Here is a 20,837-nt window from a genome sequence, read left to right on the forward strand (position 1 = left end):
AATTACTCCTTCGCTTTCTTGCCTTCTAATAATGTTTGAATAATAATTAATACAACACCAATACATAATGCTGAATCAGCTATATTGAATACTGGATAGTTGTACGAGAAAATATACACGTGAATGAAATCCACTACTTCTTGTCTAAATACACGATCAATAAAGTTACCAATTGCCCCGCCCAAAATTAGGCTTAACGAAATACCTAGAAGCTTGTCTGTTTTCGCATACTTTTTCATATAAAATACAATAAACACTACAAAAACAACTGTAATAATGTAGAAGAACCACATTTTATTTTCTAAAATACCCCAAGCAGCGCCTCTATTTCGATGTGATGTTATGTATAATACATTGTCGATAATCGGAATACTCGTACCCAATTCCATGTTCTTTACAATTAACCACTTCGATATTTGATCGATAGCAATGACGAATAACGCTATTACATAATATATCATTTTCATTTCCCCCACAAAGACAGTGTACCTCAAAATTTTAGCATAGCTGCTACCTTTTCACAATGAACCTTTATAGAAGAATAAAATAAATTAAAAAAAGGTAATATAATATCGTTGTGCGTATTCATACATTTACCTTTTCGTAGAAGAATTCATGAATCGTACGGGCAGTCGGCATTGTCTTCATTTGCTTTGTCGAAATTAATCTCCCCGTCTCTTCACAAATACCATACATGTCTATTTCCATTTTAAATAATGCGCGTTCTACATCCTTTAAATCCTCTTTTATATCATGTAATAGCAATTTTTTCTTTATCTCTTCCTTAATTTCATATCCAAGCTCTTGGCTGAACTCGACATCATATTTGTGCATTACTTCTTTAGCTAGTCTCTCTTGCAACTCTTTTCTCATCAATTGCAATTCTTCTTTTATTTCCATGTAAATTTCATTCACGTGTACATTCCTCCTAGCTGTAATGTACAGTTAGTGTGTCCGAAATTTATTTGCTTACCTCACACACATTTTTCCTTCACAGGAAAGAGTCTGAAAGTGATCTTGATATACCATCAACAAAAAAACTGACCGCATCAATAGCAGTCAGTTTTTTATTATTTTACATAGTTTTCTTTAACAACTGTTGCACAACGCTCACATAATGTTTCATGTTCAGCATCTTTACCAATTGTTTCTGAAACTACCCAACAACGTTCACATGTTTCACCAGTTGCTTGAACAACAACAACCGCTGTATGTTCATACTTCGGTGCATCTGCTGGCGCTTCATCCATCATACCACCAAGTTTATACTCAGAAACGATGAATAATTGCTTTAAGTCTTCGCTAATAGACTCTAACATAGCTTTCATTTCTGCAGTTGGATATAGCGTAATGCTTGCATTTAATGACTTACCGATTACTTTTTCATTACGAGCTACTTCTAGTGCTTTTAACACGTCATCACGTAATGTCATAAATGCATCCCATTTTGTTTTTAACGCTTCCGCGTCATCTAATTGTACAGCTTCTGGCATATCAGTTAATTGTACACTTTCTTCTGTTACGCCTGGAATATATGGCCATACTTCATCAGCTGTGTGCGGTAAGATTGGTGTTACAAGTTTCGTTAACGCAACAAGAACATCATATAATACAGTTTGAATTGCACGACGATCTTCGTGGTTTGCACCTTCAATGTATAAGATGTCTTTTGCAAAGTCTAAGTAGAATGAACTTAAATCAATTGTACAGAAGTTATGAATTGCATGATACACAGCAGCGAAATCGTATGTCTCATATGCTTCTTTAACTTTTGTAATTAAGTCATTTAATTTTACTAACATGTAACGATCTACTTCACGAAGTTCAGCTACAGCTACTGCATTTTCACTTGGCTTAAAGTCGTCTAAGTTTCCTAATAAGAAACGGAATGTGTTACGGATTTTACGATACACTTCTGCTACTTGTTTTAAAATATCATCTGAAATACGTACGTCAGATTGATAGTCAACAGAAGATACCCATAAGCGTAAAATGTCTCCGCCTAATTGATCCATGATTTTCTTCGGTACGACGATGTTTCCAATCGACTTACTCATTTTACGTCCTTCACCATCTAGTACGAAACCGTGGCTTAGTACGCCTTTATATGGAGCTTTACCTGTTACAGCAACTGCTGTTGATAATGAAGAGTTAAACCAACCACGATACTGGTCAGATCCTTCTAAATATAAATCAGCTGGACGCTGTAAATCTTCGCGCTCTTCTAATACCGCTTGGTGAGAAGAACCTGAATCGAACCATACATCCATGATGTCTGTTTCTTTACGGAATTCACCATTTGGGCTACCTGGATGTGTAAATCCTTCTGGTAATAGATCTTTCGCTTCACGCTCGAACCATACGTTAGAACCGTGTTCACGGAATAAATCTGCTACATGGTTAATTGTTTCATCCGTAATAATTGGATCACCATTCTCAGCATAGAATACCGGAATTGGCACACCCCATGCACGCTGACGAGAAATACACCAGTCACCACGGTCACGAACCATATTATGAAGACGAGTTTCTCCCCATGCTGGTACCCATTTTGTTTCTGCTACAGCTTCTATTAATTCTTTACGGAATGCTTCAATAGATGCAAACCACTGTGCTGTCGCACGGAAAATAATTGGTTTTTTCGTTCTCCAATCATGTGGGTATGAATGTGTAATGAATGTTAGTTTCAGTAACGCGCCTACTTCTTCTAATTTTTCTGTAATTGGTTTGTTAGCTTTATCATAGAATAAGCCTTCAAATCCAGGTGCCTCATTTGTTAATACACCTTTATCATCGACTGGGCAAAGTACTTCTAATCCATACTTTTTACCAACAACGAAGTCATCTTCCCCGTGTCCTGGTGCTGTATGAACACAACCTGTACCTGCATCTGTTGTTACGTGATCTCCTAGCATAACTAATGAATCACGATCGTAGAATGGATGTTTTGCAACTGTATACTCAAGTTCGCTACCTTTTACTGTTTTCACAACTTCAGCATTTTCCCACTCTAACGTTTTTGCAACTGTCTCAAACAGCTCAGAAGCAATGATATATTTCTCATCATTTACTTTTACAATGCTATATTCAAGCTCTGGATGAACAGAAATACCTAAGTTTGCAGGTAATGTCCAAGGTGTTGTTGTCCAAATGATGTACTTTTCATCACCTTCTAATACGTTCTTTCCATCTTTTACAGGGAATGCTACGTAAATAGATGCTGATTTTTTATCTTGATATTCAATTTCAGCTTCCGCTAAAGCAGATTCACTCGTTGGAGACCAGTAAACTGGTTTTTGACCTTTATAGATATAACCTTTTTTCGCCATGTCACCAAACACTTTAATTTGTTGTGCTTCATAAGCTGGCTCTAAAGTAATATATGGATTATCCCAATCTGCACGTACACCTAGACGCTTAAATTGTTCACGTTGACGTTCTACTTGTTCATATGCATACTCTGCACATAACTTACGGAACTCAGCAACTGTCATTTCTTTACGTTTTACACCTTTATTTGTTAAAGCTTGTTCAATTGGTAAACCGTGCGTATCCCATCCCGGAACATATGGCGCACTAAAACCAGTCATTGATTTATAACGAACAATAAAGTCTTTTAATACTTTATTTAATGCATGTCCCATATGAATGTCACCATTCGCATATGGAGGTCCATCATGCAATACAAATAAAGGACGACCTTTTGTATGTTCTTGTACTTTTTCGTAAATATTCATTTCAGCCCATTTTTCTTGCATTGCAGGCTCACGTTTTGGTAAATTCCCACGCATTGGGAACTCTGTTTTTGGCATCAGTAATGTATTTTTGTACTCCATGCTCAATTCCTCCTTACATGTATAAAAGAAATACTTAAAAAACGGAATAAAAAAGAGACCTTCTCATCCCCAAAAGGGACGAGAAAGTCTCCCGCGGTACCACCCTAGTAGATTATATACATATGTATATAATCCTCTTTATATTCTTAACGCGAATACACGCCTACGCTTACTCTATTTGTTCAGCGCGGAACTCCAGGGTGATATTCCCACTATCTCCTTATCCTGAGCTTACACCATCCTCAGTTCGCTATATAAGGTTTGAAAAGGTACTTATCCCTATCTTCGTTTTTCTTAATAAATATGTTGTTTAAAATTATATGTAATAATGAGAAAAACGTCAAGCTTACACTGTTTCTTCTTTTTTCAACAGTTCATCTACTTCGTCTTCTAATTCAATTAGTTTATCCCAATCATCGTTGTTTAACATCTCAAGCTGTGTTTCTAATAACATACGGAAACGAGTTCGGAATACTTTCGCTTGTTTCTTTAGCTCTTCAATATCAAAAGCAACTTTTCTTGATTTTACTAATGCTTCGTTAATAATACGATCAGCATTCTTTTCAGCTTCACGCACAATTAATTTCGCTTCTTTTTGCGCATTACGTTTTACTTCTTCCGCTGCTTCTTGTGCAACAACGATAGATTTGTTTAACGTATCTTCAATATTAGAGAAATGATCTAACTTCCCTTCTAACTGCGCAACTTTTTCTTCTAAAGCTTTTTTCTCACGAATGACCAATTCATAATCTTTGATAATTTGATCAAGAAACTCATTTACTTGATCTTCATCATAGCCACGGAATCCGCGACCAAATTCTTTGTTATGAATATCTAATGGTGTTAACGGCACAACGCCACCTCCAAGTAGTTATCTAAATTTCCTCTTTCAATTATATCTTTTCTTCGACAAAATAGGAGGATTTCCTTCTAAAAAACCAATCATTTTAGTATACCATACAAAATTCTCCATTTGTCGCGTTTTGTTCTACCTTCTACAGAAAATAATTTACTTCGGCCATATCCTCTAACAGAAAAAACATCTCCTGGATAACATTCATAAGAAGTTTGCTCCACTGTTTTCCAATTGACTTTTACTAAACCATTTTTTATGAAAGGTTGTACTTTCTGTCTAGATAAATGTAACATTTCAGCTAACATAACATCTAAACGAAGTGAAGAAACCGTTCCAGATTTCTCTCCCCACGTTTCATGTATCTGTAGAATTTGTTCTCCTTGCACTGACGCTAAAGAGACTTTTACTTTCCCTATTGATTGTAAGTTCATCTCAATATACGATACAATTTCTTTCGCAACTACAATTTGGGCACGATTTTCTTGCAGCAAAATATCACCACATTTTTCTCTTGTTAAACCAAGAGACATAAATGTACCTAATATTTGCCTATGTTCTAGCGTATAAAACTTGGAAGGATAGTCAATTTCTAATACTTCTACTTGAAATTCTTCTTCATTTAATTCTAGATAGTCTGGATAAATAAGTGCTCTTTTACGCTCTGCATTAGGCGTTGCACCACCAAATTGCACAGCAACATCACCTTGTCCTATTACCATAGAAACAATTTGTTGTTGCCTAGGATCAAGAAAATCCGTTAACTTCACTTGATGGTACTCCGCCGCTCGCTTCCACTCTAGCACTTTATCCACAAAGACCTCCTCATCAGGCCTAAAATGTTCGTAGATGCTCATGTATTTACCTTCTTACTATAAGAAATAGCTTAATAAACTGAACAAACCAGTTTTAGCAAGTTTCAACGCAAAGATTGCAACGATTGGAGAAATATCAATCATTCCAAGCGGCGGAATAAAGCGGCGGAATGGTTCTAAATACGGTTCACAAATACGTGCCAGGAACTCTCCAAAAGATGATTCCTTTGCACCAGGAAACCATGATAGGAGAATGTAAATAATAAGTGCCCACGAGTAAATCTCGATAGCATAACTTAACACTATAAAAACTGTTGTCATGGCGTATTACCACCTCTTTATATTTGTTTCTTCTTCTTCACCGAATAACTCTGAAATCGCACCAACAATATCTACATTTTCAGGTGTACACATAAATGTTTTCGGCCCTATTTTTTGAATGTCCCCGCCTATAGCGTATACAGTACCACTTAAAAAGTCAACGATACGTACCGCTTGATCAGTAGACATTCTCTGCAAATTAATTACAACAGCTCGTCTACCTTTTAAGTGGTCCGCAATCCCTTGTGCTTCCGAATATGTGCGTGGTTCTAATAAAACAACTTTTGAAGATTGTTTTGCTGTTTCAATACTCACAACATTTTGCTTCGGTTGCGCTTTCGGAAACGTAACGTCTTGTTGTTCTGGTGGATCTTGCTGCTTTTTCATGTCTGTTTGCTCCTTTTCATAACCATATTGAGCTGCTTCTTTTTCTTCCGGTGTATCAAAAAAGAAGTATTTTACTTTTGACCAACTCATAATAAGATTCTCCTTCCTTTTACGCTTTTCCTACTAAAATCGTTCCCAAACGAATATATGTAGCCCCTTCTTCAATTGCAATCTTGTAATCGTTGGACATTCCCATTGATAATTCTTTACATGGCGCATGTAATAACTCTAGCTCCTGCACCTCTGTTTGCAGCATACGTAATTCCTTAAAACAGCGTCTGATTTCTTCCTCTTCTTCTGTAAATGGAGCCATCGTCATTAGTCCAACCACTTCAATTTTATCGAATTCTTGCAAACTTTGAATAAAAGAAACAACCTCTTCTATTGCCAATCCTTGCTTCGATTCTTCAGATGAGGTTTTCACTTGAATAAAGCATTTCACTTTCTTATCAGCACGTTTCTGAATTTCTTTCGCCAGTGAAAGACGATCTAACGAATGTAAATAATCAATTTCATTAATGATTTCTTTTACTTTTCTCGTTTGTAATGAGCCAATAAAGTGCCAATTAACTTTCTTACAGAAATGCTCGTATTTCTGTAAGAAACCTTCATTTCTATTTTCACCTAAATCGATAACTCCAGCTTCAATTACTTCGTTTGTTTTTTCAATCCCTACAGTTTTTGTAACTGCAACAAGTTTAATATCTTGCAACGAACGTCCAGCTCGAGCGCAAGATTCTTTAATAGCTTCGTTTACAATTACTAAATTTTCTTGTACTGTCACTTGCTTTCTTCCTCCTTAAAACCTATGAAACTCAACATTCTTCCTGTCTTACCTTGATCACGACGATGAGAGAAAAATAGTTGCTCTTCACAGCTTGTACAAAGAGATGACATTACAATATGCTCTTCTTTTATGCCTGCTTGTACACATAATATACGATTAATTTCTTTTAAATTAATTGCGTACTGCCCGTCAGAAATTTTTTGATGAGGAACAGCACCCCTAACTACTTCCTGTGCTGCTGTTAATACACGATCATCCACAACATAACAACAAGATCCGATCGACGGCCCAATTGCAACATGAATTTCATCACTTGAAATACCTTCTGCATTCCACTTTTGAATCATTTCCTTTGCAATCTCTTGTACAGTGCCTTTCCATCCAGCATGCGCAAGTCCTATCATACCATGTGATGGTGCATAAAAATAGAGCGGAACACAATCCGCGTAACAAGACGTTAACAGAACATCTTCATTACTCGTATAAATGCCATCTGTTTTTGAAATGCCGTTCTCATATGAATAGACACCACTTCCCTTTTCCTGTTGCCCTACTTTTTCAACATGATGAGCATGAACTTGTTCAGAGCAAATCCAATTTTCTAATGGTTTTTGTAACTTATTTGCTAAAATGCGTCTGTTTTCATGAACGTTCTCCACGATATCATTCACATGTAATCCTAAATTCATCGCATGAAAGGAGCCCGTACTTATCCCACCATCTTTTGTCGTAAATCCAGCAGTAATGTTTCCAAGTTCTTTCCACGCTTGTAAATACAGTATACCGTCCACATATTTAAATGGTTCTCTCATAATAAAGCGGCTCCTTTTAATTAAAATAACAGAAAAAAGCATGGTACTTCCTGTCTATTTTACCATACTTTTATTTTTTCATAATCCTAACAGAAAAAAAAGAGGAATTTGTAATATTCTTTATGAAATTGTCGGTGTTTGTATTGATTCTGTTACAGAATTAACAGGATTTACTCTTACAAGTATGACATCTTCCCCAATTTTCACAATTTCCTTCCAAGGAATTACAATCTCAACATCTTTTCCAAAAATACCTAGCATACGTGTCTGTTTGGAAATAATAACAGAACAAATTTTCCCTGTGTTCATATCAATTTCAATATCTCCAATATTCCCAATCCTTTTTCCATCTGAAATATTTATAACATCCTTCATCTGTAACTCTGAAATTCGTATCACCATTTTTATCCTCTCCCTTATATGACAAATTGGAAACTGTTTCTCATATTTACAGGAAGCCACCTACACGAAACACCATGCTAGTTTCATTATATGAACACAAATCCCCTACTATGAGCACAAACCATATTACATATAAAAAGGTCTCACCATAATTGGTGAGACCTTATCCTTGAATCGTTTTATTCATTTGTTTAATGGCTGACTTCTCTAAACGTGATACTTGCGCTTGGGAAATCCCAATTTCTTCTGCAACTTCCATCTGTGTCTTTCCTTGGAAGAAACGTTTTCTAATAATCATTTTCTCTCTATCATTTAAACGCTTCATTCCTTCTTTCAATGCTAATTCTTCAACCCACTGCTCGTCCTTTTGTTTTTCATCACTTAACTGATCCATAACAAAGATAGGATCTCCCCCATCATTATAAATCGGTTCAAATAATGAAACTGGATCTTGAATTGCATCTAAAGCAAATACTATCTCTTCATGAGTTACTTCTAGCACTTTTGCAATATCCATTGCTGTTGGTTCTTTTGAATTTTCTGCAATCAACTTTTCTCTTACTTGCAAAGCTTTATACGCAATATCTCGCAATGAGCGCGATACGCGAATCGGATTATTATCACGCAAATATCTGCGTATTTCCCCAATAATCATCGGCACAGCATACGTTGAAAATTTTACATTTTGGCCTAAATCAAAATTATCAATTGATTTCATAAGTCCGATGCAACCAACTTGAAATAAATCGTCAACATATTCTCCTCTGTTATTAAATCTTTGGATGACGCTCAGTACAAGACGTAAGTTTCCATTCACTAATTTTTCTCTTGCGCTTATCTCTCCACTTTGCATTTCACGAAATAATTTACGCATCTCTTCATTTTTTAATACTGGAAGTTTAGCTGTATCAACACCGCAAATTTCTACTTTGTTTCTCGTCAAAGTGTTCCCTCCTATCGGGAGTTGCTGTACAGTGTAAAGTATTTCCTTTGAAGGGGATTTTATGCATGTGGTTTTTTCACGATTTGTTATTTAAATTATCTTTCCTAATACAACTAAATAGAATAAGACCAGCCTACATAACGGCTGGTCTTATTCTTTACACCATTTTATTAAATTCTTTTCGTAATCTTTTTATAATTCTTTTTTCTAAACGCGAAATGTATGACTGTGAAATCCCAAGCATATCAGCCACATCTTTTTGCGTCTTTTCCTCTCCTCCAGCAAGCCCAAACCGAAGTTCCATAATTTGTTTTTCACGATCATTTAATTGGTGTAATGCTTTCATTAAAAGGTGACGATCTACAGTAGCTTCTAAATCTTTTGTAATAATATCATCATCTGTACCTAACACGTCAGACAATAACAGTTCATTCCCATCCCAATCAATGTTTAGTGGTTCATCAAAAGAAACTTCCGAACGATTTTTGTTATTTCGACGTAAATGCATTAAAATTTCATTTTCTATACAACGCGATGCATATGTTGCTAATTTTATTTTCTTTTCTGGATTAAATGTATTTACCGCTTTAATAAGGCCGATTGTTCCTATACTAATCAAATCTTCAATATTTATCCCTGTATTTTCAAACTTTCTTGCTATATATACAACGAGCCTTAAGTTACGTTCAATAAGTAATGACCTTGCTGCCTGATCTCCTTTTGGCAATTTATTCAAAAGAACTTCCTCTTCTTCTTTTGTTAACGGTGGTGGCAACGCTTCACTTCCACCAATATAATAAATTTCATCGGTCTTAATTCCTAATTTCAGCAATACTTTATACCAAAGGTATACTAAATAAAATTTTAATTTCATCATATTATCCCGCCTCTCATTATTAAGCGATTACCATTTTTTGCGAAATCAACATTTTTGGATGCACAATACATTGATACTCCCCATTAGTAGAAAGCTGTTGTGTATTTAATCCAATTAATACTTTGTTTACAACAATAGAACTACCTTCATGGTCAACTTGCACACTGTCAGGCTTAATTGCCCACAAAAATTGACTCTCTACTCCTACTGCACGGAAAGGAATTAAGCGTAATTTTGTCGCCCAACCAGAATCATTTTCTGGTATTTGAGGAATTTCTGTTTTGGAATAAATTTGTTCTGTTAACCAAGATGGTAAGCAATGTTCTAATGATGAAACATGCATAATCATAACGGGTGTTTTTGTTAATGGGTCATAAAGTTGGTTCCCACTGTCAATAAGACCTGCCAGTTCTAGTTCTTCTTCTGCTAATTGAATTTTTACTTTCACAATTTGATCATAGTGTATTTTCGTGACCTCTACGCTTTCAATACGCTTTTTAGAAAAATAATAAATTACTGGAAAACCAAAAATAACAAATAACCAACTAATTGGATCACCGTAAGAAATTGACTGAGATTGAACCAATCCATTTACCATTTCATTCGTTTGCAAAAAGAAATGAGTTCCAATTAATCCTCCGCCAACCATAAAGGTTACAAAGTAAAAAGTAAAAACAGTTTGTGCATAATTTCTAAATGTTGTAAACCCAAATGCTGTATACACAATAAGTAACGAGTACAGTAGTTTCATAATTGGATGTGTCATCATAGAAGCAAAAGGAGTAAAGGCAAAAATAACAATAGTTGAACCTATAAATGCCCCTAACACAAGCCTCCATTTTTTGATTTTCTTTTTTAACACGGTAGCTGTTAATAAAAGCAAAAGAAAATCAATGCAGGCGTTTAACAACCAAACAACGTCGGCGTAAACAACCAAACAATTCACCTCTTTTTTCAAGTTGAGACTAGTATAATGCATATCCAATAGGAAAGTGTGTCAATTTGCGGAGGTGTTTTTTTGTTATTTTGTGATTTCTAGACATAATCTGTCGGTAAAAAATAAAAGTACAAATTCATAGAATGATATACTCTTATTTTCACCAACAAAATATACCAAATAAAAAAAAAGACCTGCTTAGCAGGTCTTTTCCATTTAAAAAACAAAAAAGGAGCATGAAAGCTCCTTTTTTTATCGTCTACGACGGTTACGTAAAAATGCTGGAATATCGATATCATCTGAATCTGAATGACGCTCATGTACAACTGGCTCTTCACGCTTCATTTCACGTTTTACTTCACGTTGTTTTGAAGGTTGAGCTACTGGTTGTTGCTGTTGTTGCGTGTGGTTCGCATTCGGACGAATAATTGGTTTTGGTGGTTGAGTTGCAATGCTATCATCAAAACCAGTTGCAATTACAGTTACAACGATATCATCTTTTAATCCTTCGTTAATAACAGAACCGAAGATCATATTTACTTCTGGATCTGAAGCTGAAGCTACGATATCTGCCGCTTCTTGTACTTCATATAAGCTTAAGTTAGCGCCACCCGTAATGTTCATGATAACACCTTGAGCTCCATCAATAGATGTTTCTAGTAATGGACTAGAAATCGCTTTTTTCGCAGCTTCTGCAGCACGATTTTCCCCGTTACCAGAACCAATACCCATTAAAGCAGAACCTCTATTAGACATAATTGTCTTTACGTCTGCAAAGTCTAAGTTAATTAAACCTGGCGTTGCAATTAAATCCGAAATACCTTGAACACCTTGACGTAATACGTTATCAGCTTCACGGAATGCTTCTAACATTGGCGTATTTTTATCAACAATCTCTAATAAGCGATCGTTTGGAATTACAATAAGAGTATCTACATTTTCTTTAAATGCTGCAATACCAGATGCTGCTTGCGTCGCACGCTTACGTCCTTCAAAAGTAAATGGACGTGTTACAACACCAACTGTTAAAGCACCTAATTCTTTTGCAACTTGAGCAACAACTGGAGCTGCACCAGTTCCAGTTCCACCGCCCATACCGGCAGTTACGAAGACCATATCCGCACCACGAAGTGCTTCTTGGATCTGTTCTTTACTTTCTTCTGCAGCTTTTTTCCCTACTTCAGGGTTTGCGCCTGCACCAAGTCCACGCGTTAATTTTCCACCAATTTGCATTTTTGTTTCAGCTTTTGATAGATTTAATGCTTGTGCATCAGTGTTCACAGCGATAAAGTCTACACCTTGTACACCGTGTTCAATCATACGGTTTACAGCATTGTTTCCGCCACCGCCGACACCGATAACTTTTATATTCGCTAATTGATCTTGAGTAGTATCAAACTCTAACATGTCGAAATCCCCCTAGAACCTCATTTTTCGTGTCCAATTTTAATCCCATAAATAACGGAATACACGTTTTACTTTTGACATCATGCGGTCATCATTTTGATTATTATTGTTTTGATTACGAGTTTTTTGTTTCGCGGGTTGCTGTTGTACCGGCGTTGGTGCTGGTGCTGGTACTGGTTCAAAATGCTCTTGCTTTTCCTGCACATTTTTCCCACGTAATTTAGCTTTTTGATAAGAATGTTTAATTAATCCAACTCCACTTGTATATTGGGGCTCACGCACACCAATATAATCAGGAGTTGCTACACGAACATTTTCATGTAAAATATCATATGCAAGATCAAGAACACCTGGCATAGAAGCAATTCCGCCAGTTAGTACATAACCAGAAGCCACTTGCTTTACTCCTAACTTACGCACTTCATCTTGAACAAACATTAAAATTTCCTCTACACGAGCCTCTATTATATCCGATAATTCCAACTGAGAATATTGTTCTGTTTGATCACTTCCCATAATAGGAACCGTAAACATCTCTTCTTCAGATGCTGTATCATAAAAAGCATGTCCATATTTCAACTTAATTTGATCTGCATTTTCTGTTGAAGTTTTCAACCCAATCGCAATATCTTTCGTTATATGGTCTCCACCTAATGGTAATACGCTCGTCGCTTGTAACTCTCCATCTTTAAAAATAGATAAAGTTGTAGATCCTCCCCCCATATCAACAAGGGCTACTCCTCTATTTTTTTCATCTGAAGATATAGCAACTGTTGCAGCCGCTAAAGGTTGAAGACAAATATCAACAATTTCAAGACCTGCTTTTTCTACACAACGAAGTAGGTTATGTAGTAAAGTTCTCGAGCCTGTAATAAGTGTACCTTCCATTTCTAATCTTACACCGATCATCCCGCGTGGATCGTTAATCTCGTCAAGACCGTCTACGATGAACTGTCGAGGTACCACATCAATAAACTCACGCTCTGGAGCAATTGACACAACTTGTGCTGCATCTAGAACGCGTAAGACATCTTCATTCCCGATTTCACGATCTTCATTTGAAACAGCGACTACTCCGTGACAAGGAAGTAGCTGTACCTGGTTTGCATTGACACCTACTACAACTTGCTCAATGTGGATTCCCACCATGCGCTCAGCTTGTTCAATTGCTTTTTTAATTGATCGAACAGTCTCGTCTATATCAACTATCGATCCCTTCTTTAAACCATTTGATTTTACATTTCCAACACCAATAATGTTTAAGCTGTCATTAACCATTTCACCAATGATGACTTTAACATTGGATGTACCGATGTCAAGACTAACATATATTTCATTGCTGTTCATTCTTTGGCACCTCCTTCTTTATTTATACCATACAACTCAATATATGGAACAACAATCGCAACTTTACTATTTATAAGAAAAATATTCAACGTCTTTATACGTTTCCCTTTTTTAACCCTATATTTTTCTTATTTTTATTTAGCATTCAATTAAGAATATCGCAGTAAACTATGAATAACTGCTTATCTTGAAATAATTCTATTTCCAGTGTAAAGTTTACCGCCAAGTATAAGTCTACACTAAGATGTACTCATAGAAAAGTGAAACTTGTACCAATACTAGTATGAATCTAAGAATTTTTACATATTTTTCATCAAATGAACCATTCTTCTAAATTCGTATACATATAATAGAACATTCGTTTCGTTTTTTCTGCTATAAGCAACGAAAACTACCATTCTATTCTTTTTTGTCTTCCGCACCTAATTCTTTCGTATATGCACCTACTTCTAAGTCAATTAATACCTTCTTACCTGGCTCAATTGTTTTTAAAATAAGTGGATAGGCTTCCATACGTTTTGCGAAATTTTGAATCGTAGTGCTCACTTCATAACCTTCATTCATATATAAAGTAAGATGATCTTCATTCGCATTCGTTGGTGAATAGCGAATCTCCGAAATAGATTTTAAAATAGCTGGTGTTAATTTTTCTAGTTCAGCGATTAACTCCTTCATTTTCTCTTCTTTAAAAGGTTCGAAAATCGGTGCTGCAACAGGAAGTTTTCCATTAGGTAGTACATCAAGCGTTTTTCCATTTTCTAATAACGGTTGTAGTTTTCCCTCTTTATTTATATAACCAATCGTTAAATATTCTTCGATATGAATATCAATCTTGTTTGGAAAACGTTTTTTTACATTTACTGCTTTAATTTCTTTTCGCTTCGTTAAGTTTTCTTCAGCTTTATGTGCTGTCACTCGGAAATAACTTGTATCATATGTCACGCCTGAATCCTTCATTACTTGCTCATCCGTCATATAGTGATTTCCAAACACACTAATCTTTTTTATATTACTAAGCGGAGACCGAAAATAAATTAAAAAGAGCACTAATAAAAATAAAATTGATATGTATAAAATCAATCGATGATTAACATTTTTTTTGTTTTTTTTCTTTTGATTTTTCAATTTTGGTACACGATCTTGTAGTTTAATCACTTTACTATTATTCATGTACGATCCCCCTATGTAACATAAAGAACGGCATGTTCCTCATGCCGTTCTTATCTTCTTATTATAACATAAATGATAATGAGCGGAACGAATAACCGTTATCTTCCAATGATTTCTACTTCTGTGTGCATATCTACATCAAATTTATCCTTAATTGTATGTTTTATTAATTCAATTAAAGACAATACATCTTGCGCTGAAGCTCCCCCGGTATTAACAATAAAATTGCCATGCATTTCAGAAATTTGAGCTCCACCAATCCTATAACCACGAAGCCCTGCTTTTTCTACTAAATCTCCTGCAAAATGTGGGATTGGATTCCGAAATATACTTCCTGCACACGGATGATTCCATGGTTGCGTTTCACGGCGGTAGTCTTTATTATTTTGCATGCTACGTACAATTTCTTCACGTTTTCCCGCCTGTAATTGAAACTCCGCTTCTAAAACAATACCAGGACGTTTCGTTTGCAATACAGATGACCGATAAGAAAACTCCAGTTCTTTATTCGTTAACCAGGCAATTGTACCGTCTTCAAACAGAATGAGAGCCTTCGATAATACACTCGATATATCCGATTTATGTGCACCTGCATTCATATATACTGCACCACCGACACTTCCTGGAATACCGCTCGCAAACTCCAATCCAGCTAACCCTTGACGACTAAGTAAAGTTGACAATTTAATAAGAGGATATCCACTACCAACTCTTACCTTATGTTTTTCGACCTCTAAGTGATCTAATCCTTCTCCTAAACGAATAACAACACCTTCTATGCCTTGATCAGATACAAGAAGGTTTGAACCGCGACCAATTACAGTCCACTTCGTTTTGTATTGCTTTACTAACTGTAATGTTTTTTCAATACCGGCTACATGCTTTGGCACAATTAAAATGTCCGCTGGTCCACCTATTTTCATAGTTGTATAACGTGCTAACGGCTCGTTAACTAAAACACGACCAACGTCTGCTTCTATAAGCTCATTTACTAATTGTTCCATAGACAATCTCCCCCATATTAAGTCTCCTTATGACAATAATATGCAGGGCGTTCATCTAACGTTATCCCGCTATTTACGGGCAGTACAGCTCTTAAATCAAAATTCGGCGATAACAAAGAAATTAGGCGGAATCAGGATGTCAGTAAACATCCGATTAGTGAAAGATAATAATCAACGAGAGAGAATCACTCCCCACTGATTAGAGCCTCACTTTATTTTTTTACAAGCTTATTCATTACTTCATACAGCTTATTTGCTGCATCTGGAATACCTAGTTGCTTAGCCGCTAGCTTCATATTTTGTAATGTTTGTGCATTCAATAAAATCTCATCAATATCACGAATAAGCGTTTCAGCTGTTAAATCTTTTTCAAGTAACATTTTTGCCGCTCCTTTATCAACAACTGAACGTGCATTCTTTTCCTGATGATTATTTGTTACATATGGACTCGGTATTAACACACTTGGTTTTCCTAACGCTGTTAATTCTGCAAGTGTTGTTGCCCCAGCCCTTGAAACAACAAGGTCTACACCAGTTAGTACCTCTGGCATATTATGAATGAACGGCTTAATAATAACATTGCTTGGGTTCCCTTTTTGCTTCACGGCTTCCATCACTTTATCATAATGTACTTCACCCGTTACATATAGTATTTCGTAGCTTTTGTTCCCAAACTGTTCAATTGCTTCAACGAAGGCATCGTTAATCGGTCTAGCCCCACGACTTCCACCAAATATAAGTACAGACTTTTTAGGAAGAGAAAGCCCAACTGAACGTTTCCCCTTCATTCCATTTTGATCCATTACCTCTGATGCTCGTGGATTACCTGTCATTACCACTTTTGACTCTGGAAAATGCTCTATAGCTGCTTCAAAACAAACAGCAACTTTATCAACATAACGGCTTAAAAACTTGTTCGTTACACCTGGTACACTATTTTGTTCATGTACAATAGTTGGAATACCTAATTTGGCTGCAGCGTATACAACTGGTCCACATACATATCCACCCGTTCCAATTACAATATCCGGATTAAAACGACGAATATATCGTTTACTATCCTGTACACCTTTTAGAAAACGCATTACTGTTTTCACATTATCTAATGATATTTTTCGTTTAAATCCACTTATAACAATAGATTGAAATGGTATACCTGCTTTTGGAACGATTGTACTCTCTAGTCCATTTTCCGTACCAATATATAAAAATCTTGCTTCTGGATTTAACTTTTTTATTTCTCTAATTAAAGCAAGAGCTGGATAAATATGACCACCAGTACCCCCACCACTCACTAATACACGCACTACTAACTCCTCCGCTTCTCTTTTCTTATTTCCATTATATTTATTTCTATATACATATTGCATTTTTACACACATACGAAAAACCCTGTCTTATAAACAGGGTTTAGTAGCGAGAATGGCGACTTATATTTAATAATACACCTACTGCCATTAACATTAATGTCAAACTTGATCCACCATAACTTAAAAACGGCAAGGTAATACCCGTAACAGGCATCAGTCCTGTTACAACACCAACATTAATCATTACTTGAATCGCAATCATCGCCACAATACCTACTGCTAAAAACGTACCATATAAATCTGGCGCTCCTAATGCGATACGAATCCCGCGCCATAATAATAGACTAAATAATAATAACACAAATGAACCACCAATAAAACCTAATTCCTCGGATAAGATCGCAAATATAAAGTCAGTTTGCGGTTCAGGTAAATAAAGAAATTTTTGTCTACTTTGTCCAAGTCCAAGCCCAAATAATCCACCAGGTCCAATTGCAAGTAATGATTGGATAATTTGAAATCCACTTCCGAGCGGATCTGACCACGGATCTAAATATGATGTAATACGTTTCATTCGATACGGTGCTGATGCAATTAACCCTACAAATCCTGCTACACCAATCAAACCAAACATTGCAAAGTGAAAGACCCTCGCTCCCGAAATGAATATCATAATGATACATGTCCCAACCATTACCGTTCCTGTCCCAAGGTCTGGCTGTAACATAATCATCCCAAAAGCAAGAAAAACAAAACTAAGAGCCGGTAATAAACCACGTTTAAAAGATGTAATCAATTTTTGACGTTCTGCTAAAAACTTTGCCAAGAAAATAATCATCGCAAACTTCATAAATTCTGACGGTTGAATCGAAAATGCTCCGATTCCAATCCAACTTCGTGCTCCTCCTCGAACAAGACCTACTCCAGGAATAAGAACGAGAATAAGAAGAATGAAGCAAACTAGCAAAATCACTTTTGAATACGTACGCCACACCCAATAATCAATTTTCATAATAAAAAACATAGCTACTACACCAAGACCCGCAAACAGTAATTGTCTTTTTGCAAAAAAGAATGAGTCCCCCATTTTATAAGAGGCCCAAACTGCACTCGCACTATAAACCATAATCATTCCGATTGTCAACAATGAAAGTGTTACGATGATGAGAATAAAATCAGGCGTTTTCTTCATTACCCACAAACACCACCTCTTTAGGCAGAACCTTTTGCCCTATGTAACAAAACATCAGTAGGTGTTAGCCTACTGATGTTTTGATTTACTTTATATAAGTTTATGCACAGCTTGTATAAAAATGTCTCCTCTTTCTTCAAATGTTTTAAATTGATCCCAGCTTGCACACGCTGGAGAAAGAAGAACGACATCGCCATCTTTAGAATGAGCATAAGCCTTCACCACTGCTTCATCTAAAGTATCGACACTTTCAATTATATCTAATCCCGCTTTTTCTGCCGCTCTTACTAGTTTGGGAGCTGTTTGTCCAAATGTTACAATCGCTTTTACATTTTTGAAATACGGAATTAAATCATCGAATTCATTTCCGCGATCAAGCCCACCTGCTAGTAACACAATCGGTTGTGTAAACGCAGATAGTGCTTTCTCAGTCGCTAACATATTCGTTGCTTTTGAATCGTTATAAAACTTACGGTTGTTAATCGTTGTTACATATTCTAAACGATGTTTTACACCCGTAAAACGTTTTAACACGACCGTAATTGCTTCATTAGAAGTACCTAATAATTTCGCAATACTCATCGCAGCTAAAATATTTTCTAGATTATGTTGACCAGGTAAAACGATATCGCTTACTTCAACAACTTTTTCACCTTTGAAATAAAGAGCGTTATCTTTTATACACGCGCCATCTTCAATTTCTTTCGTTGTCGAAAACAGGATTTTTTGACCTTTAGAATACGCAGACAAAGCCATCACATCTGCATCATCCGCATTTATTACACTATAATCATTTTCTGTTTGGTTTTTAAAAATATTTGCTTTCGCTAAACCATATTCTTTCTTCGTCCCATGATAATCTAAGTGGGCCTCAAATAAATTTAAAAACGCAGCAATTTTAGGTTGGAACAATTCTACTCCCATCAATTGAAACGATGAAAGTTCTGTAACTACAACTTCATTTTCTTTTGCATCCTGTGCTACTTCACACGCTACAGTTCCAATGTTCCCTGCAATTACAGGATGCTTTTGTCCTTCTTTTAGCATTTCAAATGTCAGCATTGTCGTCGTCGTTTTACCGTTAGACCCCGTAATCCCAACAAATGGTGCTTCTGAAATACGATATGCTAATTCAACTTCCGTAACAATCGGAATTTGCTTTTCTTTCGCAGCAACTAATATTGGATTAGAATACGGGATTCCTGGATTTTTTACTACAAGAGAAATATTTCTCTCTAATAATTCTAAAGGATGACCACCGCATACAACGTCCATTCCTTTTGCTTGTAATTCTGCAGCAAGTACATTCTCTGCTAAAGGCTTTCCGTCATTTACAATAACATTTGCCCCTAACTTTTGTAACAATGTAGCTGCTGCATAACCACTTTTTGCAATGCCTAATACAAGAATATTCTTATTTTGAAATTCAGTTACAGTTTTCAATTACATCCACACCCCGATATAAATTCCTAACACAGCTAATAAAAATCCTGCAGACCAAAACGTCACAACAACACGCCACTCTGACCAACCACATAATTCATAATGATGGTGTAATGGACTCATTTTAAAGACACGTTTTCCTGTTGTTTTAAATGAAATGACCTGAATGATAACCGATAAAGTTTCCATTACGAATACTCCGCCGATAATTACAAGTAGCAATTCTTGTTTTAATAAAATCGCTACAGCTGCAATGGCTCCACCTAAAGCTAATGAACCTGTATCTCCCATAAACACTTTTGCTGGATTCGCATTGAATACTAAAAATCCAAGTACAGCTCCTACAACTGCCATACAGAATATCGCCACTCCAAATTGCTCTTGTGCCACAGCAATAATACTAAATGCTCCAAATGCAATAGCAGCTGTTCCTGATAATAAACCATCTAAACCGTCAGTTAAGTTAACTGCATTTGATCCACCAATAAGCATAAATAGTACAAGTACGAAATACGCCCAACCTAATTCAAACTTAACATCCGTTCCCGGAATCATGATGTATGTGTGGAACGCTTGCCCTTTTCCAATTAAAAAGAATGCAATAGCAATAACAAGCTGACCTACTAATTTTTGTTTTGATGTTAAACCAAGATTTCTCTTCTTAACTACCTTTATGTAGTCATCTAAAAATCCAATCAAGCCGTAACCAAACGTCACTAATAGTAATAACGAAACCTCTGCACCTAAATAATTAAACTTAATCGCCATAATAAGTGAAGTTACCATCATAGATACGTATATGACGATACCACCCATTGTCGGTGTCCCTGATTTTTTTTGATGTGACTTTGGTCCCTCATCACGAATACTCTGTCCGAACTTTAATTTTCTTAAAAATGGAATAAACAATGGCGAAAGGGCAACAGAAATTAAGAATGCTACCCCAGCCGTTACTAATAAACCTTGCTCAAGCACATGTAGTCCTCCTCTCACG

Annotated in this window: 21 protein-coding genes and 1 other annotated feature; all 21 genes read right to left on the reverse strand. The window is 36.1% G+C overall.

The features are described from left to right. Positions 1–2 precede the first annotated feature (2 nt). Positions 3–461 (reverse strand): lipoprotein signal peptidase LspA, encoded by a 459-nt coding sequence (lspA, locus tag HFD78_RS05220; RefSeq protein ID WP_000642184.1) that lies wholly within the window; start codon positions 459–461, stop codon positions 3–5. A 124-nt stretch (positions 462–585) separates the two neighbouring features. Then, the gene (locus HFD78_RS05225; protein WP_001002956.1) at positions 586–915 is read right to left on the reverse strand and encodes a TraR/DksA C4-type zinc finger protein; all 330 of its coding nucleotides are present in this window, start codon (positions 913–915) and stop codon (positions 586–588) included. A gap of 155 nt (positions 916–1,070) precedes the next feature. Next, the gene (gene ileS2 / locus HFD78_RS05230) at positions 1,071–3,836 is read right to left on the reverse strand and encodes an isoleucine--tRNA ligase (protein ID WP_000455952.1); all 2,766 of its coding nucleotides are present in this window, start codon (positions 3,834–3,836) and stop codon (positions 1,071–1,073) included. 71 nt (positions 3,837–3,907) lie between these two features. Next, positions 3,908–4,131, reverse strand: a binding site (T-box leader). A gap of 51 nt (positions 4,132–4,182) precedes the next feature. Continuing rightward, a complete protein-coding gene (gene divIVA / locus HFD78_RS05235) occupies positions 4,183–4,689 on the reverse strand; it encodes a septum site-determining protein DivIVA (RefSeq protein WP_001131611.1) in 507 nt (168 codons plus the stop codon). Between the two features lie 89 nt (positions 4,690–4,778). Next, the gene (locus HFD78_RS05240) at positions 4,779–5,546 is read right to left on the reverse strand and encodes a YlmH family RNA-binding protein (protein WP_002098127.1); all 768 of its coding nucleotides are present in this window, start codon (positions 5,544–5,546) and stop codon (positions 4,779–4,781) included. 15 nt (positions 5,547–5,561) lie between these two features. Next, positions 5,562–5,825 carry a YggT family protein gene (locus tag HFD78_RS05245; RefSeq protein WP_000214233.1) on the reverse strand — a complete coding sequence of 88 codons (264 nt, stop codon included), beginning with the start codon at positions 5,823–5,825 and terminating at the stop codon, positions 5,562–5,564. A gap of 6 nt (positions 5,826–5,831) precedes the next feature. Then, the gene (locus HFD78_RS05250) at positions 5,832–6,302 is read right to left on the reverse strand and encodes a cell division protein SepF (RefSeq protein WP_000119129.1); all 471 of its coding nucleotides are present in this window, start codon (positions 6,300–6,302) and stop codon (positions 5,832–5,834) included. Positions 6,303–6,321: 19 nt separating this feature from the next. Continuing rightward, complete coding sequence (locus HFD78_RS05255) at positions 6,322–6,996, reverse strand: YggS family pyridoxal phosphate-dependent enzyme (protein WP_000218006.1); 675 nt, start codon at positions 6,994–6,996, stop codon at positions 6,322–6,324. Next, positions 6,993–7,811 (reverse strand): peptidoglycan editing factor PgeF, encoded by an 819-nt coding sequence (pgeF, locus tag HFD78_RS05260; RefSeq protein WP_001209010.1) that lies wholly within the window; start codon positions 7,809–7,811, stop codon positions 6,993–6,995. Before pgeF ends, HFD78_RS05255 begins: the two co-directional genes overlap by 4 nt. Before the next feature lie 120 nt (positions 7,812–7,931). After that, positions 7,932–8,213: a YlmC/YmxH family sporulation protein gene (locus HFD78_RS05265; RefSeq protein WP_000236745.1), complete on the reverse strand. Its 282-nt coding sequence runs from the start codon at positions 8,211–8,213 to the stop codon at positions 7,932–7,934. Between the two features lie 163 nt (positions 8,214–8,376). Further along, on the reverse strand, positions 8,377–9,156 hold the full coding sequence (gene sigG, locus HFD78_RS05270; protein ID WP_000197755.1) for an RNA polymerase sporulation sigma factor SigG: 780 nt from the start codon (positions 9,154–9,156) through the stop codon (positions 8,377–8,379). 157 nt (positions 9,157–9,313) lie between these two features. Further along, entirely contained in the window at positions 9,314–10,033 is a 720-nt protein-coding gene (gene sigE / locus HFD78_RS05275; RefSeq protein WP_000976948.1) for an RNA polymerase sporulation sigma factor SigE, read from the reverse strand. 19 nt (positions 10,034–10,052) lie between these two features. Beyond that, on the reverse strand, positions 10,053–10,970 hold the full coding sequence (spoIIGA, locus tag HFD78_RS05280) for a sigma-E processing peptidase SpoIIGA (protein WP_000261970.1): 918 nt from the start codon (positions 10,968–10,970) through the stop codon (positions 10,053–10,055). A gap of 252 nt (positions 10,971–11,222) precedes the next feature. Then, positions 11,223–12,377: a cell division protein FtsZ gene (gene ftsZ / locus HFD78_RS05285; protein WP_000888984.1), complete on the reverse strand. Its 1,155-nt coding sequence runs from the start codon at positions 12,375–12,377 to the stop codon at positions 11,223–11,225. A 39-nt stretch (positions 12,378–12,416) separates the two neighbouring features. Then, positions 12,417–13,724, reverse strand: a complete 1,308-nt coding sequence (gene ftsA, locus HFD78_RS05290; protein ID WP_001087557.1) for a cell division protein FtsA — start codon at positions 13,722–13,724, stop codon at positions 12,417–12,419. Positions 13,725–14,123: 399 nt separating this feature from the next. Next, positions 14,124–14,894, reverse strand: a complete 771-nt coding sequence (divIB, locus tag HFD78_RS05295) for a cell division protein DivIB (protein WP_001065788.1) — start codon at positions 14,892–14,894, stop codon at positions 14,124–14,126. A gap of 98 nt (positions 14,895–14,992) precedes the next feature. Next, a complete protein-coding gene (gene murB, locus HFD78_RS05300; RefSeq protein ID WP_000437021.1) occupies positions 14,993–15,898 on the reverse strand; it encodes a UDP-N-acetylmuramate dehydrogenase in 906 nt (301 codons plus the stop codon). 212 nt (positions 15,899–16,110) lie between these two features. Next, positions 16,111–17,205, reverse strand: a complete 1,095-nt coding sequence (gene murG, locus HFD78_RS05305) for an undecaprenyldiphospho-muramoylpentapeptide beta-N-acetylglucosaminyltransferase (protein WP_021728036.1) — start codon at positions 17,203–17,205, stop codon at positions 16,111–16,113. Between the two features lie 103 nt (positions 17,206–17,308). Beyond that, positions 17,309–18,400, reverse strand: a complete 1,092-nt coding sequence (gene spoVE, locus HFD78_RS05310) for a stage V sporulation protein E (RefSeq protein WP_000753520.1) — start codon at positions 18,398–18,400, stop codon at positions 17,309–17,311. Between the two features lie 90 nt (positions 18,401–18,490). Then, positions 18,491–19,843 (reverse strand): UDP-N-acetylmuramoyl-L-alanine--D-glutamate ligase, encoded by a 1,353-nt coding sequence (gene murD, locus HFD78_RS05315; protein WP_000860116.1) that lies wholly within the window; start codon positions 19,841–19,843, stop codon positions 18,491–18,493. After that, positions 19,844–20,818 carry a phospho-N-acetylmuramoyl-pentapeptide-transferase gene (gene mraY, locus HFD78_RS05320; RefSeq protein ID WP_000893060.1) on the reverse strand — a complete coding sequence of 325 codons (975 nt, stop codon included), beginning with the start codon at positions 20,816–20,818 and terminating at the stop codon, positions 19,844–19,846. Between the last annotated feature and the right edge of the window lie 19 nt (positions 20,819–20,837).

Origin of the sequence: Bacillus sp. EKM501B, assembly GCF_011800505.1 — a bacterium.
In the GTDB taxonomy this organism is placed as follows: domain Bacteria; phylum Bacillota; class Bacilli; order Bacillales; family Bacillaceae_G; genus Bacillus_A; species Bacillus_A cereus.

Bases quoted from the DNA above. Each gene is read 5' to 3' on its own strand.
- spoVE (WP_000753520.1), bottom strand. From the start codon at position 18,400: ATGAAGAAAACGCCTGATTTTATTCTCATCATCGTAACACTTTCATTG.
- ileS2 (WP_000455952.1), bottom strand. From the start codon at position 3,836: ATGGAGTACAAAAATACATTACTGATGCCAAAAACAGAGTTCCCAATG.
- pgeF (WP_001209010.1), bottom strand. From the start codon at position 7,811: ATGAGAGAACCATTTAAATATGTGGACGGTATACTGTATTTACAAGCG.
- sigE (WP_000976948.1), bottom strand. From the start codon at position 10,033: ATGATGAAATTAAAATTTTATTTAGTATACCTTTGGTATAAAGTATTG.
- ftsA (WP_001087557.1), bottom strand. From the start codon at position 13,724: ATGAACAGCAATGAAATATATGTTAGTCTTGACATCGGTACATCCAAT.
- ftsZ (WP_000888984.1), bottom strand. From the start codon at position 12,377: ATGTTAGAGTTTGATACTACTCAAGATCAATTAGCGAATATAAAAGTT.
- HFD78_RS05250 (WP_000119129.1), bottom strand. From the start codon at position 6,302: ATGAGTTGGTCAAAAGTAAAATACTTCTTTTTTGATACACCGGAAGAA.
- lspA (WP_000642184.1), bottom strand. From the start codon at position 461: ATGATATATTATGTAATAGCGTTATTCGTCATTGCTATCGATCAAATA.
- HFD78_RS05245 (WP_000214233.1), bottom strand. From the start codon at position 5,825: ATGACAACAGTTTTTATAGTGTTAAGTTATGCTATCGAGATTTACTCG.
- HFD78_RS05265 (WP_000236745.1), bottom strand. From the start codon at position 8,213: ATGGTGATACGAATTTCAGAGTTACAGATGAAGGATGTTATAAATATT.
- divIB (WP_001065788.1), bottom strand. From the start codon at position 14,894: ATGAATAATAGTAAAGTGATTAAACTACAAGATCGTGTACCAAAATTG.
- HFD78_RS05240 (WP_002098127.1), bottom strand. From the start codon at position 5,546: ATGAGCATCTACGAACATTTTAGGCCTGATGAGGAGGTCTTTGTGGAT.
- murB (WP_000437021.1), bottom strand. From the start codon at position 15,898: ATGGAACAATTAGTAAATGAGCTTATAGAAGCAGACGTTGGTCGTGTT.